Genomic DNA, 13,916 nt, shown 5'->3' with positions numbered 1-13,916 from the left:
TACCTGAATTATAGCCGAATATCTTACTTTTAATTCCAAGAACAGTAAGTATGTACAGCAATGAACAAATGGCGGCCCTGCGGGACAGCACCCGTGTATTTTTATCCGCAAAATCCGAAGCCCCTGGTACGCCTCAGGCAGCAGAAGCCCTCCGGGAGGTCCTGCGCTTTCATGAGTACCGGTATTACAACCTCAATGATCCCCTGCTCGCCGACACCGAGTACGACCAGTTGTATAAATTACTGGAAGCCGCAGAAAACCAGCATCCTGAATGGATCACTCCCGATTCTCCCACCCAAAGAGTCGGAGAAACCCTTAGTGGTAATTTTAAGACAGTACCACACCTAGTGCCGATGCTCTCACTGGATAATTCCTATAATGCCGAAGATCTGCGGGATTTTGACCGCAAAGCCCGGCAGGGCGCGGGTCAGAAGCAGCTCATTTATTGCGTCGAACCAAAATTCGACGGTGGCAGTATTTCGCTGATTTACGAAAACGACCTGCTGGTACGCGGCGCTACCCGTGGTGACGGCATCGCCGGTGATGATATTACCACCAATTTGAAACAGATCCGCAGTCTGCCACTTTCGGCCCGGTTCAGCCGGTACGGATTGCAGCAGGTGGAAATCCGCGGCGAAGTGCTGATGAACAAAAGCAGTTTTGCCAGTTACAATGCCGGGCTGATCGAAAAAGGACTGGCGCCCCTGGCCAATCCCCGCAACGCGGCTTCGGGCACTTTACGGATCAAGGATCCCGGCGAAGTGCGCAAAAGAAACCTCGACGCCTTTGTCTATCATATCAGCGATTATACCCTGTTGCCAGGTCATGACACCCCCGCAGCACTCCTGGCCCATGACAGTGCTTTGAAATTATTATGGGAGCTGGGTTTCCGAAGTCCGGTCAAAGAAATGCGGACTTTCGACCATATCGATGCCTTGATTGCCTATTGCCTGGAATTTGAACAACAGCGGGATGAATTGCCTTATGAAATCGATGGCATGGTCATCAAGGTAAACCGCATCGACCTGCAGGAGCAGCTGGGTATGACTTCGCATCATCCCCGTTGGGCAATCGCCTTTAAATTTAAGGCCCGGCAGGCCACCAGTAAACTGCTGCACGTGGAATTTCAGGTGGGCCGTACCGGCTCCATTACGCCGGTTGCCAAAACCGAACCGGTATATATTGGTGGGGTGACTGTTAGTTCTGTCTCCCTGTTTAATGAGGATGTCATCCGCGAAAAAGATTTGATGATCGGCGACACCGTTCTGGTCGAAAGAGCCGGTGACGTGATCCCTTATATCGTCAAACCCCTGAGCGAACTGCGTACGGGCCAGGAACAAAAAATCAGTTTCCCGACCCGTTGTCCGGTATGTGACAGTCAGCTCTTTAAAGAGGAAGGTGAAGCCGTATGGCGTTGTGTGAACATAGAGTGCCCGGCACAGGTGGTGGAACGGATGATACATTATGGCAGCAAGGATGCCCTGGACATCAAGGGTTTTGGGGAAGCCAATATCCGCAAGTTTTATGAACTGGGCCTGCTCCGGGATATTCCCGGCATCTATACCCTGGATTTTGAAGCCATCGGCCGGCTCGAAGGTTTTGGGGCCAGGTCGGTAGAAAAACTCAGGGAAGCGATTGAACAAAGCAAGACGCAGCCCCTGCACCGCCTGATTTTCGCCCTGGGCATCCGCTTTGTCGGAGAGACAACCGCCAAGGTCCTGGCACGCCGGGTCGATCACCTGCTGGATCTGAAAAATTTCACGACAGAGGCGCTGCAGGCCCTGGAGGATATCGGTCCAAAAGTCGCCGGCAGCATCCGTCATTTTTTCAGCAATGAGGATAACCTGCAGATGCTTCAGCAACTGGAATCCCTCGGGGTACAATTACAGCAATCCGGGACAGCACCAGCCGGCGGCGGAGACTTCGAGGGGATCAGTTTCCTGTTTACCGGTACCCTGCCCACGCTCAAACGCAGTGATGCCAAAGCCATGGCAGAAGCCCGGGGTGCCAAGATACTCAGCGGTGTAAGTGCCAAACTCAATTACCTGGTGGTTGGCGCAGATGCCGGCAGTAAACTGGACAAAGCCAAAAAACTGGGCAGTGTGAAAATCATTGATGAAGCCAGTTTTCTGAAAATGATCGAAGGCTGATCCAAACAGTAGCGTCCTGCTTTCAACCCGGCCCTAGTCCGGGTATTGAGCCGGGTTAAGAATTATTCCGGCCAATCTCAAACTTCAAACATTCTTTTACATTTGTAGCATGAACAGAGTGGTGATTACCGGTATGGGCATCTATTCCTGTATCGGAAAAAACCTGGAGGAAGTCAGCGCCTCGCTTCGGGCAGGCCGGTCGGGTATTATTTTCGATCCCGTCCGGAAATCCTTTGGTTACCGGTCAGCACTGACCGGCTGGGTGGACCGTCCTTCCCTGAAAGGGCTGCTGGACCGGCGTTCCCGGATCATGCTGCCGGAAGAGGGAGAATATGCCTATATGGCCACCATCGAAGCACTTCAACAGGCGGGTATCGATGCCGATTATATCGCTGCCGTGCAGCCCGGCATCCTTTACGGCAACGACAGTTCTGCCAAAGCAGTGGTAGAATCCACCGATCTGATCCGCGAAAAAAAAGATACGATGCTGGTAGGGTCCGCAGCCGTTTTCCAGACCCTGAATTCCACCATCACCATGAACCTGGCGACCATCTTTAAGCTGAAGGGCATTAACCTGACGGTAAGTGCCGCCTGTGCCAGCGGTTCCCATGCCATCGGCCTGGCCTATATACTGATTAAAATGGGCCTGCAGGAATGTATTGTTGCGGGTGGCGCGCAGGAGATCAATCATCTTTCGATGGGAACTTTTGATGCCCTGGGTGCTTTTTCGGTCCGGGAAGATGCGCCCGAAAAAGCCAGCCGGCCCTTTGACCGGGACCGGGACGGACTGATTCCCAGTGGCGGCGGCGCTACTGTGGTACTCGAAAGTCTGGAATCTGCCCTGAAAAGGGGTGCGCCAATTATTGGTGAAATCATCGGATACGGATTCTCTTCCAATGGTGAACATATCAGCAACCCCACCACAGAAGGGCCTGCCAGATCACTGGCCATGGCATTGAAAGATGCCGGCCTTCAGGCGGCCGATATTGACTATATCAATGCCCATGCCACCAGCACCCCTGCCGGAGATGCCAGTGAAGCCCGCGCCATACAAACCCTGTTCGGCGATTGCAAAACACCCGTAAGTTCCACAAAATCAATGACGGGACATGAATGTTGGATGGCCGGCGCCAGTGAAATTATTTATAGTTCACTGATGATGCAGGAGGAATTTATTGCGCCCAATATCAATTTTGAACACCCGGACGAGGACAGCAGGCATCTCAACATTATAAAAAACACTACAAAAAAGAATATAAATGTATTTTTGTCAAATTCTTTCGGATTCGGAGGAACTAATTCTACCCTGATTGTTAAGCGGTGGGCATAAATTTTTAGAATAACTACAACCTGAAACAACCGATTTTATCTGAGTTGTAGCCTGGAAGAATGCTTCCGTGAAAAAAGTGGAAATTATGGAAATGAAGGACATTATTGAAAAAACTAACGCTTTTCTCGTTGATGAATTTGAAGCGGACCCGACACTGATACAACCAGAAGCCAGTCTCAAGGAAGTACTGGATCTGGACAGCCTGGACTATATTGATCTGGTCGTCGCTCTGGAGAGTAATTTTCATTTCAAAGTGCAACCCGGCGATTTTCTGCCACTGGTAAGTTTCGCGGACTTCTACCAATACATCCAGGCCCAGATCGAGAAAAAAGTGGTAGCTTAAGTCAGGCTCAGGCCACGGCCTCCAAAAAATTTCTGATTGTTTTCTTGTAATAGCCGCACGGCCAATGCGCCCGGGCCGGTTTGCCTTTAATTACCTACAATGAACTGCGGGCACAGCCGACACGCTTTCAGGGGCTCTTTTATGCTCAAAAAAACATGCCGGTCCAAAGACGGGACCGGCATGTTGATATGCTTAACTGTATCTATTACTGTAAGCGCCCTGATCAGGGCTTGATTACTTTGATGGTTTTGCTGTAACGATGGGTGCCGTCCTTGTCCACCTGTTTGATACGCAGGTAAAGGTCCTGGCTATAGTCAATGCTTTCCGCATCACCTTTGGTGCAGGACACCACCACTACACTGGTGCCGATCAAGATCAGCAGGCCCAACATCAGGCGACGACGGCCTTTGACGAAAGTGCCTGAAAGCAGTAGCAGCATTCCGCCGCCCAGCAGGGCCAAACCGGAAGCCGCCATTTTAAATTCATAACGAATGGCAGTATCAGAATTGCCTTCAGTAGCCTGGCTCTTTACCTGACCTATGCTGGTGAAATCCACCGCATTTTTTGACAATTCTATATCGAAATACGCATTATTGGTTTCGCTGAGGGTGGTCCATTTTACCTGTAACGCACTGCCGTCGAACAGTGCGGAGAGCCCGGATAAAGTTACCGGCAAAATCGTGGCATTGATGCCAAAATCAACACCATTAATATCGGTGCCGCTGATGGGTCCGATTTCAATGATCCCGCTGCGATTGGCCGGATTGGCCGTACCATTAAAATTGGTGCCCGTATAACCAAAATCATTCAGGGGTGCATCGGCTGCGCTGAGTTGTTCCCCTTCATATTTTTCCGTATTGGTCAGGATTACACGGTAGTTTCCGGTACTGATATTGTTGTCGGCCACAAAAAGCCTGTAGTCTCCGGTGGAGCTAACTGCCACTGAACTGACCAGATTGCCGGCCGGATCCACCAGGTTGGCCCAGAGCCCGTTGGCCATGCCCGGTTCGGTACCGTTCTTGACGGCATTGACATCATCATCTCTCCAGACCGATCCGTTAATCAGGATGGCTTTGGTAAAAAAGCCACCGCCGGCCATAAAGTCCAGGCCGTTGCCCGCATCAGGGGTATTCGTCGGATAATTGGCAATATTTAATAATTGTGCCGGGGTCAGGTTGACGTCGTTGGCATACACGCTGATTCCATAAACGATACTTCCCGCAGTCACACCCAGTTGATTTAGGGGCACAAAAACACCGCTAACCGTTTGTAGACCGATATTCTGACTGGGTTTAAGATCCGTATCAATACCTGCTGTCTTCTGCAAAACTATGGACGAAAAAGAGGTAGTTGAAGCACCCCAGGCGCTGGAAGCCACCGCCAGAGAACTCGTGAGCTGGGTGACGGTACTGCCCGAAAGACCGGTAATCGCAGAAAGTTTAAAATTATCATTACCCCCCCTTTCCATCAACAGAAAGCCCGAAGTGGCCATATTAACGCCAGCTGTATTGATGGGCTGATCCAGTATCAGGTCAAATCGTTCAATATTATTGGTCGTACTACTGATGCCGTTTACAAATACATTATCCGTACCCCTGTTGACGATATAACTGTTAGTCAGCTCCTCCATACTTCCTACATAATCCGGTCGCAGGTATATACTATTGCCTATAATGAAGGTCGGCGCTACTTCAAAAAGGGCGGTAGTCTTTTCAACCGCACTATTACGGTGAATGATCACCGAACTGAAAGGTTTGGCACCCGGTACCGCTTTGGTGACACTAAAGGTTTCCCCGTCGACCTGAAAGAGTTTGACGATTGTATTAAAGCCATCCGTTGAACCATCAGATTTTCCATAGTTCATCGTATAGTTAAATGTGGTCGGATAAGTACCCCCGTAACCAGTAATGGGATAGCTCACCTGAGGCGTTGTTACGGGCAGCTGGCCCATTAAAAAATTAACCGGCTTTTTCTGTGCCGTTACCGGCAGGGAAAATCCTAAACAGAATAGCAGTAGCAGTCTGGTAGTTTGAGTAGTCATAGTTTTTATTATTAAAAAATTAATTTTCCAATTATGCTGCTTCGCTAAAAAACACAAAACCCCCAATCGGGATGACAAGGGTCATCCTGGCTGGAGGGATTCAGGGCGGTTTTAACCGTTCCTGACGCGTTTCTTAACTTAAATAACTGAATTGAAAATTACCATAGGTCCAACATGTTAGGTAGCTATTGCAGTCATTCTTAATGCAAATGTAGAGTGATTATCCATAATAACTGAAGAAACCCAGTATTTTTTTTAGTAATTCCGGATGGAGGGACATGGTCCGAACTCATTGTAAAAGAAACAGTTCAATAGTTTCTCCGGCAAACGGCTTTTTAGAATTGCCCCGGTCAGCATAGAATGCATCCGCCAGGCCCTGCAACGGAAACTGTTTCCCTGGAATCGCTGCTACATTAACATAACAGCCCGGACCGAAATCTGCCGGAAGCAGCCCTGTCACAGCGCTGCGCCAGCGTTGAAATCCGAAATTATTTTTACCGTCCCGATTTTTCTACACTTAGTTTTAGGAAATTTGCCATTCAAACGAACATGAGCAACAGAATATACCGGAAAGTCGACAGTTACCGGCAATGCCCGGTTCGCTATTACTTTCAACTTATTGAACCTTAAAGCATGAATTCGAGTACCCTCAAAGAAAGAACGTATACCCTGGAAGAACTGGATGAGCTGGCCGCTTGGATGCTGGAGCAGCTGAAAGGAAAAAGGGTCTTCGCCTTTAATGGCAATATGGGGGCCGGTAAAACCACACTGATCACGGCACTCTGCCGCAAACTGGGTGTGACAGAGACCATCAGCAGTCCCACTTTTTCCATCATCAATGAATATGAATACAAAATGGGTAATGCTACCGATCTGATCTATCATATGGACCTGTACCGGCTCAAAGACCAGGAAGAAGCGATCACTGCAGGGATAGAAGATTGTCTGTACAGCGGTCACTATTGCTTTGTGGAATGGGCAGAAAGGGCACCCGAGTTATTTGGTGAGGGCACGGTCTGTATTTATCTCTACCACGATAGCGACAGTCGGACCCGTAGCTTGGAAATCGAGCAGAAATAAGTATTTTTGGCATCCTGATGCCATTGAATATTTTCTAGTCTTATTAAATATCGCTTATACCTTAACCCCGTCAGCACATGAGTAAAAAGCCTCTGATCAGTACCTCTTTCAATTACGAAACGCTGGAAGAAACCCTGGATATTAAAACGAAGGGTGGGGGAATGAGCATAGGGATACCCAGAGAGATCGCTTTTCAGGAAAACCGGGTGGCTTTAACCCCCGATGCAGTCAGCGTATTGGTCAGTAACGGACATCAGGTCACATTGGAGCACAATGCGGGCGATGCCGCCCATTTCCGGGACAAGGATTACAGCGATGCCGGCGCCCGGATCGTTTACAGCCGCGAAGAAGTCTTCAAAGCACCGATTCTGGTCAAAAGTGCACCGGTCATTGAAGAAGACCTGCCCCTGTTGCAAATGCACCAGTCAATTATTTCTCCGCTCCATATATCCATGCTGCGCCAGGAGGTCCTGCATACCATGATGCAGAAAAAAATTACTGCACTCTCCTTCGAAAGCCTGAAGGACAGCAGCAATTCTTATCCCATTGTGCATGGCATGAGTGAAATTGCCGGAAGTGCCGTGATGTTGATCGCAGCCCAGTATCTCAGCTCTGCCAATCACGGGAAGGGCGTATTACTGGGAGGCATTTCAGGCATTGCGCCGGCTAAAGTAATCATTCTAGGTGCCGGTATCGTCGGAGAATATGCCGCCAGGGCGGCCCTGGCACTGGGCGCATCAGTAAAAGTTTTTGATAATAGTATCAGCCGCCTGAAGCGCATGCAGAATGCCATTGGTCAGCGACTCTGGACTTCCGTTATCGAGCCCAAGCTGCTGGCCAAACAGCTGCGTACCTGTGAAGTGGCGGTCGGTGCCCTGTCGAATCTTAGCGGCAGAACCCCCATGGTCGTAACCGAGGAAATGGTCAGTGGCATGCGGCCGGGTGCGGTAATTATTGACGTGAGTATTGACCGGGGCGGCTGTTTTGAAACTTCGGAGGTCACCACGCATGAAGCACCTATATTTATTAAATACGGCGTTATCCATTACTGCGTACCCAATATCCCTTCCGGTTTTGCACGTACCGCCTCCCAGGCGATCAGCAATGTACTGATGCCCCTGTTGATTGATGCTGGTGATGAAGGTGGACTGGAAGATCTGATCTGGCAAAGGATCCATCTGCGCAACGGCATTTATCTGTTCAAGGGTTACCTGACAGATTTCTACCTGAGTCAGCGCTTCAACCTGAAATTTACGGATCTGAATCTGCTGATTGCCAGTCAACGTTAAAAAAACAACGGGTCACCTACATATCCTGTATAGACGTACCATGGAAAGAATCAGACAGATTTTTCAAACCCTGGTCGATATTTCTGATGCCGACTGGGAAAACTTTGCCTCCCGGCTCAGCTGTGAGGACTATGCCAAAAAATCCATTATACTTCCAAAAGGAAAAACAGAACGGCATCTTTCTTTCATAGAAAAAGGCATCCTGCGGTTTAATATACCAAAACCGGATTACGATTTCACTTTCGGATTCGCCTTTGAAAACAGCTTTGTCAGCGCCTACGATTCCTTTCTGCAGCAAGCGCCCTGTATGTATAATGTTGAAGCTATTACGGACACGGTGCTCTGGCGCATCAGTTATACCGACCTGAACCAGATTTACAGCGAAACTTCACTGGGCGACCGTATTGGCAGAAAGGTGGCAGAAAATCTGTACCGACGGAAAATGAAAAGGGAGTTGTCGCTTTTACAGGATGATGCGACCAAAAGATACCTGGACCTGCTCGAAGAACAACCGGAACTGGTTCGCCAGATTCCGCTCAAATACCTCGCTTCCTATATCGGCATTCGCCCGCAGTCGCTGAGCCGGATCAGAAAATCAATTAGTTAACATTTGTTCATTGTTTCAAGGAAGGGGCACTGCTAATTTTGATCCTAAAAAATGAAACCCTTTTTTCTACTACTTATCGTTTTTGTCCTGGTATTGGCAGCTACCAGAATTTTCAGGTCGGAATCTGACCTGATGCTTGCCGGGCGGTTGGCGCTATCGGCACTATTGCTGTTCACCGCGCTGGGTCATTTCCTGTATCCAAAAGGAATGGCGCTGATGCTGCCCGAATTTGTTCCTTTTCGCACGGCATTGATTTACGGGACCGGCATGATTGAAATTGCAGCCGCCCTGTGCATCTGGATTCCCGCCCTGCGGGTACTGACCGGCTGGTTGCTGCTGGTTTTCCTGGTCCTGATCCTGCCGGCCAATATCTATGCCGCCTTCCGGCAACTGAATTATCAGACCGGCCAATATAACGGACCCGGCCTCGCTTATCTTTGGTTCCGGATACCCTTCCAGTTGTTATTGCTGTGCTGGACTTATTATTTTGTCATCCGTTGACCCGGTTTCGGCAGCATTGAAATCGGCTCCAAAAGATCCCAACGGATGTGATTCCCGGCCAAGAGCTACTTGGTGGGCTGGCCAGTAACTCAATCAGCTTGTACCAAACAGGCTTGGTTAAAAAGCAAAGAAAAATTTGCGTAGTTAAATAACTACACATATATTTGTAGTCAAATAGCTACACAATGAAACTCAGAAGAGATGTATTTCAGGCCATTGCTGATCCTTCCCGCAGGGCGATCCTGCTATTGGTGGCCAGTCAGTCGATGACAGCAGGTGCGATTGCGGCGAGTTTTAATACCGCCCGGCCTACGATTTCCAAACACCTGCAGATCCTCACTGAATGTGAGTTGCTCCGCCCGGAGCCTTCCGGTCGTGAGATCCATTATCATTTAAATGCAAAGAAAATGAAAGCGATTGCCGATTTCATCGAGCCCTTCCGGAAGATTTGGGATGACCGGTTCAACAAGCTGGAATCCATCATGAAAAATTATCAACCCAAAAATTAAAAATGGAACTAAAAACAAAAATTCAGGCCGAAGAAGGCCGCCAGGAATTAATCATCACCCGGGAATTTGATCTGCCGGTGGAATTGCTGTTCAGGGCTTATGAAGACCCCCGGATACTGGAACAATGGATGGGTACCCAGGTGATTTGTCTGGAAAACCACCGGTATGGTCAGTGGCGCTATGAAACGGCTCATGAAGGCCAGGTCGTCTTTGCTGCCAGCGGTGTTATTCTGGAATTTGAAGCCTCCCGGAAGATCACCCGGACCTTTGAAATGGAAAACGGCCCACTGCCGGTGCAACTGGAATTCTTTGAGTTCGAGGCGCTGACGCCCAAGACCAGCAAATTGACGATGCAACTACTTTATAAATCGGTGGCTTTCCGTGACCAGCAGTTGCAGATGCCTTTTGCCAAAGGCCTGAGCTGGGCCCATGACCGGCTGGAAACGACCCTTAAAACCTTAAACCCATCTATATGAATCCGAAAACCCAAAAAATTATCTATTGGATTATTACCCTTTTTCTGTCGCTGGGAATGTTGGCCGGCGGTATTCAACAACTCCTTCAGATCGGTGGCTATAATGAGATCGTCAGCGGACTGGGTTATCCCTTGTACCTGCTGTCCATCCTGGGCGCCTGGAAGATATTAGGAGTGGTAACCATTCTGCTCCCTGGTTTCAAATTATTAAAGGAGTGGGCTTATGCCGGTTTTTTCTTCGTGATGTCCGGCGCTGCCCTGTCCCACCTGATTACGGGCGGCGCTCTGGCTGAAGCGGTACCCTCCCTCACCCTGCTGACGGCTACCGTACTTTCCTGGTACCTGCGCCCGGCCACCAGGAAGCTGGTGCTGCGTCCCGCCTGAATAAGATGCCGGGGGATCCGGAAGTTTTCGTAAGTTAGTCGGTAAGATATTTCATGAACGATACGATCAAACTTCTTCTTAAACTGATTTGGGTCCTGCTATTGCTCTACTGGGGCCTGGCGGCCTTCAACAGCCACAGGGCACGGCTGCAGGAGCCGGCGCTGAAACAGTTCCTCCTGTACTGGACGCCCCTGCTCATCGCCGCATTGTTGCTGGGTCCCGGAAAATGGTTTGGGCAGAGCTGGTTACGGGAAAATTTTGTCGCACACAATAATACCGCCGGGATCATTGGTTTGGGCCTGGCATTTACCGGGGCAGCCATTGCCTGCTGGTCGCGCTATCTGCTGGGACGCAACTGGAGTCTGTCGGTACAGCAGAAACAGGGGCATGAACTCATAGAGCAGGGACCTTACCGGCGGGTACGACACCCGGTTTACGCCGGATTATTGCTCCTATTCGCCGGCAATGGGATCATTGTCGGTGATTACCGGGCCATTCTCGCTGTCCTGTTGGTTTTTGTGACTTTTTGGTTCAAACTGAAGAAAGAAGAAAAATGGCTTACGGATATTTTTGGCAGCGCGTACATCCGTTACCAGCAGCGGACTTCGGCGTTGATACCTTACCTGCTATAAGCAGTGGGTTCTTTGCGCTCCATGAATTTATGATGACCTCTTTTGTTAGAATATTTTTACTGGCCCATGGGCTGCTCACCCTGGCTGCCGCCCTGGTACTGATTGTGACGCCGACATGGATTCCGGCCGCGGTCCATATCCGGCTGCAACCGGACCAGTATCTGATGAGTTATTTTCTGGCCGCTGCGGAATTGGCCATTGCCTGGCTTTCCTTCTATGCAGTCAGGATCCGGAATGCGGCTGCCCTGAAAGGTATTCTTTACAGTTTTATGATTTTTCATGGCAGTACGGCCATCCTGGAAGTTTACGCCTGCCTGCAGGGAGCCGACCCTGCGATTCTGGTAAATATGGGGATGCGGCTGTTGATCATCGGACTGATCTGGTACGGTTTGCACCAGATGGCGGGCAGAAAAAAAAACCGGAACAATAGAGAGGACTAGACCCTGGTCGTCCGATAATTTTAACCACTGATTTACCCTACTATGACCCTCGAAATCATACCTGAAACGCGGCAGGATCGGGAAGCGATCCATCAATTGCATTGTCTGGCCTTCGGACAACCGGCAGAAGCCCGGCTGGTGGACCTGCTGCGACAGGATGCCGGTTTTATCCCGCCCCTGTCACTGGTAGCAAAACAGGCAGGCCATATTCGGGGGCATCTGCTGTTTACCCGAATTATCGTAGTCGCAGACGACGGCAGGGAACGGGAATGCCTGACACTCGCACCGGTAGCGGTGCTACCGGATTTTCAGCGCCAGGGGATTGGCGGACAATTAATTTTTGAGGGACTGGAACGGGCAAAACAGTTGGGTCATCAATCGGTCATCGTACTGGGCCATCCCGAATATTACAGTCGCTTTGGCTTCAGGGAGGCCGCCCTTTGGCAGATAGAATGCCCCTATCCCGTAGCTTCGAAATATTTTATGGCCCTTGAACTGGTGCCGGGTGGTCTCAAAGATATTACCGGCCGGGTAAAATATCCTGCGGCATTTGACCAGCTCTAAGATAGCGGCTGTCCACTGCATTATTCGATACGGCCAAACTTGCCTGCCTGGTAGTCGCTGATCGCCTCAAAAATCTCTTCCTTACTATTCATGACAAAGGGCCCGTGGCTGACAATGGGCTCCTGGATCGGCAATCCGCTCATCAATAAGATCACGGCATCGGTATCAGCAGTGATTTCGATGGTTTCACCCTCCTGACGGAATAAAACAAAACTATGCGGTGCTGCCTCCTGCCCGTTCACCTGGATCCGGCCATCAATAACCAGCAGGCCGGTATGATGGGCGGCCGGGATATCGGCTGAGAGCCGGTGGTCTGCCTTCAGCTGTATGTCCCAGAGATCGATTGGTGTATAGGTTTCGGCCGGACCCTTCTGTCCATCAAAAGCTCCTGCGATTACACGAACCCGGCCCCCTCCATCGGGCAGGGTTACCTGGGGAATGGTTTCGGTCGTCAGCGCCTGATAATGGGGCGTCACATTTTTATCTTTCCGGGGCAGGTTGACCCAAAGCTGTACCATTTCAAAAAAACCACCTCGGGCCGCCCATTCCCGCTCGTGGAATTCCTTATGCAGAATGCCCGAACCGGCCGTCATCCACTGCACTTCACCGGGATGGATCACCCCGCTGTTGCCGGCACTGTCCTGGTGGGCCACACTGCCCTGATAAGCGATGGTAACGGTTTCAAATCCTTTGTGAGGGTGTACATCTACGCCACGGGGCTGGTCTGTGGGTTCGAAACGAAAGGCGGCAGCGAAATCCAGCACAAGAAAAGGACTCATCCGCTCCTGAGATATACCTGCACGAGGAATATAATTATAGACCCTGAATCCGTCGCCGACCATGCCCGCATGGCCAGGACGGCTAACGATTCTTTCAATTTTTTTTTCCATAACCTGAAAATTTAGCAGCAAAGCTAAAGCAGGTTTTGCGGCCGGCGAATAATCCAGATTAAGCCGGCGGGAACCGATGCTATCTGCGGCTTAGTGCTTTTTCATCGGCTGGCTGAGCATTTTGCTCAAAAACTCCGGTGTAATCCCGATATAAGAAGCGACGTATTTCTGGGGCAGGTTCTGAATCAGCGAAGGATAGCGTTTACAAAAATTGGTGTAGCGTTCGACCGCCGTAAGACTTAACGCATCCATCAGCCTTTGCTGGAAGGTTGCCAGTGAGCGTTCTGCCAGGATCCGGAAATAGCGGTCGAGCGTCGGCACGGTATCCAGCAGGTTCTCCAGGTCGGTCTGTCGAATCTGCAAAATGGTGCTTTCCTCTACGGCGTCGATATTCAATGTGGAAGGCTGATTATATTTAAGGGCCTGCATATCCGTAATCCACCACTCACAGGGCGCAAACTGCAGGATATGTTCCACACCGTTCTTATCAATGGCATAACTGCGTAAACATCCGCTGACCACAAAATTCAGGCTTTGCACCATGTCTCCTTCCTGCAGTAGATAATGTTTCTTTCGGATTTTCTTTTCCTTTAAAAAATTCGTAATCAATTTCTTGTCGGTGTCATTCAGGTAGACTTTCCGTTCTATATTCTGTATCAGAAGTTCGTATGCCATAAAGTT

At 49.9% G+C, this 13,916-nt stretch carries 16 protein-coding genes; 13 read left to right on the top strand and 3 right to left on the bottom strand.

Going from position 1 to position 13,916, the window contains the following annotated elements:
- The first annotated feature begins 50 nt into the window (after nucleotides 1-50).
- The 3 genes from ligA (at nucleotide 51) to ACYVI9_RS09015 (ending at nucleotide 3,823) form a co-directional block, all read left to right on the top strand.
- A complete protein-coding gene (gene ligA / locus ACYVI9_RS09025) occupies nucleotides 51-2,150 on the top strand; it encodes an NAD-dependent DNA ligase LigA (RefSeq protein ID WP_460763589.1) in 2,100 nt (699 codons plus the stop codon).
- A gap of 109 nt (nucleotides 2,151-2,259) precedes the next feature.
- Nucleotides 2,260-3,480: a beta-ketoacyl-[acyl-carrier-protein] synthase family protein gene (locus tag ACYVI9_RS09020; RefSeq protein ID WP_460763586.1), complete on the top strand. Its 1,221-nt coding sequence runs from the start codon at nucleotides 2,260-2,262 to the stop codon at nucleotides 3,478-3,480.
- Nucleotides 3,481-3,565: 85 nt separating this feature from the next.
- The gene (locus tag ACYVI9_RS09015) at nucleotides 3,566-3,823 is read left to right on the top strand and encodes a phosphopantetheine-binding protein (RefSeq protein WP_460763583.1); all 258 of its coding nucleotides are present in this window, start codon (nucleotides 3,566-3,568) and stop codon (nucleotides 3,821-3,823) included.
- Nucleotides 3,824-4,046: 223 nt separating this feature from the next.
- Here the strand turns inward: ACYVI9_RS09015 and ACYVI9_RS09010 are convergent, their stop codons facing one another.
- On the bottom strand, nucleotides 4,047-5,864 hold the full coding sequence (locus ACYVI9_RS09010; RefSeq protein ID WP_460763580.1) for a hypothetical protein: 1,818 nt from the start codon (nucleotides 5,862-5,864) through the stop codon (nucleotides 4,047-4,049).
- Between the two features lie 633 nt (nucleotides 5,865-6,497).
- On the opposite strand from ACYVI9_RS09010, the gene tsaE reads away from it, so the two are divergent.
- From tsaE to ACYVI9_RS08960, 10 genes are all read left to right on the top strand, one after another.
- Entirely contained in the window at nucleotides 6,498-6,944 is a 447-nt protein-coding gene (gene tsaE, locus ACYVI9_RS09005) for a tRNA (adenosine(37)-N6)-threonylcarbamoyltransferase complex ATPase subunit type 1 TsaE (RefSeq protein WP_460763578.1), read from the top strand.
- A gap of 77 nt (nucleotides 6,945-7,021) precedes the next feature.
- Nucleotides 7,022-8,233: an alanine dehydrogenase gene (locus tag ACYVI9_RS09000; RefSeq protein ID WP_460763575.1), complete on the top strand. Its 1,212-nt coding sequence runs from the start codon at nucleotides 7,022-7,024 to the stop codon at nucleotides 8,231-8,233.
- A gap of 40 nt (nucleotides 8,234-8,273) precedes the next feature.
- A complete protein-coding gene (locus ACYVI9_RS08995) occupies nucleotides 8,274-8,840 on the top strand; it encodes a Crp/Fnr family transcriptional regulator (RefSeq protein ID WP_460763573.1) in 567 nt (188 codons plus the stop codon).
- Nucleotides 8,841-8,891: 51 nt separating this feature from the next.
- A complete protein-coding gene (locus tag ACYVI9_RS08990; protein ID WP_460763570.1) occupies nucleotides 8,892-9,341 on the top strand; it encodes a DoxX family protein in 450 nt (149 codons plus the stop codon).
- 185 nt (nucleotides 9,342-9,526) lie between these two features.
- Nucleotides 9,527-9,850: an ArsR/SmtB family transcription factor gene (locus ACYVI9_RS08985; protein WP_460763567.1), complete on the top strand. Its 324-nt coding sequence runs from the start codon at nucleotides 9,527-9,529 to the stop codon at nucleotides 9,848-9,850.
- A gap of 2 nt (nucleotides 9,851-9,852) precedes the next feature.
- Nucleotides 9,853-10,326, top strand: coding sequence for an SRPBCC domain-containing protein (locus tag ACYVI9_RS08980; protein ID WP_460763564.1), 474 nt, complete (start codon nucleotides 9,853-9,855; stop codon nucleotides 10,324-10,326).
- Nucleotides 10,323-10,709 (top strand): DoxX family protein, encoded by a 387-nt coding sequence (locus ACYVI9_RS08975; protein ID WP_460763562.1) that lies wholly within the window; start codon nucleotides 10,323-10,325, stop codon nucleotides 10,707-10,709. The genes ACYVI9_RS08980 and ACYVI9_RS08975 overlap by 4 nt, the downstream gene beginning before the upstream one ends.
- Nucleotides 10,710-10,762: 53 nt before the next feature.
- Nucleotides 10,763-11,341 (top strand): methyltransferase family protein, encoded by a 579-nt coding sequence (locus ACYVI9_RS08970; RefSeq protein ID WP_460763559.1) that lies wholly within the window; start codon nucleotides 10,763-10,765, stop codon nucleotides 11,339-11,341.
- Nucleotides 11,342-11,370: 29 nt separating this feature from the next.
- Complete coding sequence (locus tag ACYVI9_RS08965; protein WP_460763556.1) at nucleotides 11,371-11,781, top strand: hypothetical protein; 411 nt, start codon at nucleotides 11,371-11,373, stop codon at nucleotides 11,779-11,781.
- A 42-nt stretch (nucleotides 11,782-11,823) separates the two neighbouring features.
- A complete protein-coding gene (locus tag ACYVI9_RS08960) occupies nucleotides 11,824-12,345 on the top strand; it encodes a GNAT family N-acetyltransferase (RefSeq protein WP_460763554.1) in 522 nt (173 codons plus the stop codon).
- Nucleotides 12,346-12,365: 20 nt separating this feature from the next.
- Here the strand turns inward: ACYVI9_RS08960 and ACYVI9_RS08955 are convergent, their stop codons facing one another.
- Nucleotides 12,366-13,235: a pirin family protein gene (locus ACYVI9_RS08955; RefSeq protein WP_460763551.1), complete on the bottom strand. Its 870-nt coding sequence runs from the start codon at nucleotides 13,233-13,235 to the stop codon at nucleotides 12,366-12,368.
- A gap of 90 nt (nucleotides 13,236-13,325) precedes the next feature.
- Nucleotides 13,326-13,910, bottom strand: a complete 585-nt coding sequence (locus ACYVI9_RS08950) for a Crp/Fnr family transcriptional regulator (protein ID WP_460763549.1) — start codon at nucleotides 13,908-13,910, stop codon at nucleotides 13,326-13,328.
- Nucleotides 13,911-13,916: the final 6 nt, after the last annotated feature.

It is taken from the genome of Niabella terrae (assembly GCF_054783135.1).
This window is presented reverse-complemented; position numbering and strand designations above follow the sequence as displayed.

What these genes read in the sequence shown, in the direction of transcription:
- ligA (WP_460763589.1), top strand. Translation starts at nt 51, where the DNA reads ATGTACAGCAATGAACAAATGGCGGCCCTGCGGGACAGCACCCGTGTA.
- ACYVI9_RS08975 (WP_460763562.1), top strand. Translation starts at nt 10,323, where the DNA reads ATGAATCCGAAAACCCAAAAAATTATCTATTGGATTATTACCCTTTTT.
- ACYVI9_RS08960 (WP_460763554.1), top strand. Translation starts at nt 11,824, where the DNA reads ATGACCCTCGAAATCATACCTGAAACGCGGCAGGATCGGGAAGCGATC.
- ACYVI9_RS08985 (WP_460763567.1), top strand. Translation starts at nt 9,527, where the DNA reads ATGAAACTCAGAAGAGATGTATTTCAGGCCATTGCTGATCCTTCCCGC.
- tsaE (WP_460763578.1), top strand. Translation starts at nt 6,498, where the DNA reads ATGAATTCGAGTACCCTCAAAGAAAGAACGTATACCCTGGAAGAACTG.
- ACYVI9_RS09000 (WP_460763575.1), top strand. Translation starts at nt 7,022, where the DNA reads ATGAGTAAAAAGCCTCTGATCAGTACCTCTTTCAATTACGAAACGCTG.
- ACYVI9_RS08995 (WP_460763573.1), top strand. Translation starts at nt 8,274, where the DNA reads ATGGAAAGAATCAGACAGATTTTTCAAACCCTGGTCGATATTTCTGAT.
- ACYVI9_RS08980 (WP_460763564.1), top strand. Translation starts at nt 9,853, where the DNA reads ATGGAACTAAAAACAAAAATTCAGGCCGAAGAAGGCCGCCAGGAATTA.
- ACYVI9_RS09020 (WP_460763586.1), top strand. Translation starts at nt 2,260, where the DNA reads ATGAACAGAGTGGTGATTACCGGTATGGGCATCTATTCCTGTATCGGA.
- ACYVI9_RS09010 (WP_460763580.1), bottom strand. Translation starts at nt 5,864, where the DNA reads ATGACTACTCAAACTACCAGACTGCTACTGCTATTCTGTTTAGGATTT.
- ACYVI9_RS08950 (WP_460763549.1), bottom strand. Translation starts at nt 13,910, where the DNA reads ATGGCATACGAACTTCTGATACAGAATATAGAACGGAAAGTCTACCTG.
- ACYVI9_RS08965 (WP_460763556.1), top strand. Translation starts at nt 11,371, where the DNA reads ATGATGACCTCTTTTGTTAGAATATTTTTACTGGCCCATGGGCTGCTC.
- ACYVI9_RS08970 (WP_460763559.1), top strand. Translation starts at nt 10,763, where the DNA reads ATGAACGATACGATCAAACTTCTTCTTAAACTGATTTGGGTCCTGCTA.
- ACYVI9_RS08990 (WP_460763570.1), top strand. Translation starts at nt 8,892, where the DNA reads ATGAAACCCTTTTTTCTACTACTTATCGTTTTTGTCCTGGTATTGGCA.
- ACYVI9_RS08955 (WP_460763551.1), bottom strand. Translation starts at nt 13,235, where the DNA reads ATGGAAAAAAAAATTGAAAGAATCGTTAGCCGTCCTGGCCATGCGGGC.
- ACYVI9_RS09015 (WP_460763583.1), top strand. Translation starts at nt 3,566, where the DNA reads ATGGAAATGAAGGACATTATTGAAAAAACTAACGCTTTTCTCGTTGAT.